1 protein-coding gene and 3 tRNA genes are annotated in these 692 nt (G+C 53.8%); all 4 read left to right on the top strand.

Annotated features, from left to right (window positions below; genetic code table 11):
• Positions 1-217: 217 nt before the first annotated feature.
• Positions 218-303 (top strand) — tRNA-Tyr (locus ACRXB1_RS37225).
• 36 nt (positions 304-339) lie between these two features.
• A tRNA-Gly gene (locus tag ACRXB1_RS37220) sits at positions 340-413 on the top strand.
• 12 nt (positions 414-425) lie between these two features.
• Positions 426-500: transfer RNA gene (locus ACRXB1_RS37215), tRNA-Thr, on the top strand.
• 65 nt (positions 501-565) lie between these two features.
• Positions 566-692 (top strand): GTP-binding protein (locus ACRXB1_RS37210; RefSeq protein WP_229427325.1); only part of this gene is annotated, 127 nt, incomplete at its 3' end.

The following is a 692-nucleotide window of genomic DNA, read 5'->3' as shown; positions in this document are numbered from 1 at the left end:
ACGACTCCACGCCAATGATAGTGCGGATACCCGTGTGAAAGTAGGTAATCGTCAGGCTCCTCATCCTCTGCATCTCATCGCAGTCGCTAAAACCCCACCCCAGCAAGGTGGGGTTTTTGCGTTTACAAATCACTTATAAGTGAGAGACGTCGAAATGTGGTAGGCGCTGATGGCTTGACAAAGTGTCTGACTAACCTCATAATCGTCAGTTCTCTGCGGAGGGGTGCCCGAGTGGCTAAAGGGGGCAGACTGTAAATCTGTTGGCTTACGCCTACGTTGGTTCGAATCCAACCTCCTCCACCAGAACATGTAGCAAGCGTCGGGAATCGTTAGACCCAAGCGGGTGTAGCTCAATGGTAGAGCAGAAGCCTTCCAAGCTTATGACGAGGGTTCGATTCCCTTCACCCGCTCCAGCATCAAGGTCCGCCCATGTGGCTCAGTGGTAGAGCACTCCCTTGGTAAGGGAGAGGTCAGCAGTTCGATCCTGCTCATGGGCACCAGCAACATAGTCCACACTGTTTGCGCGCGGCGCAAGGTACGGAAAAATTCCTGTTAGGAGTCGAAAATGGCAAAAGGTAAATTCGAACGGACCAAGCCGCACGTCAACGTAGGCACGATTGGTCACGTCGACCACGGCAAGACCACGCTGACGGCAGCAATCGCAACGGTGTTGTCGAAGAAGTTCGGCGGCG

The sequence above is a fragment of the Caballeronia sp. M23-90 genome (assembly GCF_053574605.1).
Note: the sequence above shows the minus strand (reverse complement) of the source record. Positions and strands in the feature narration are given on the sequence as shown.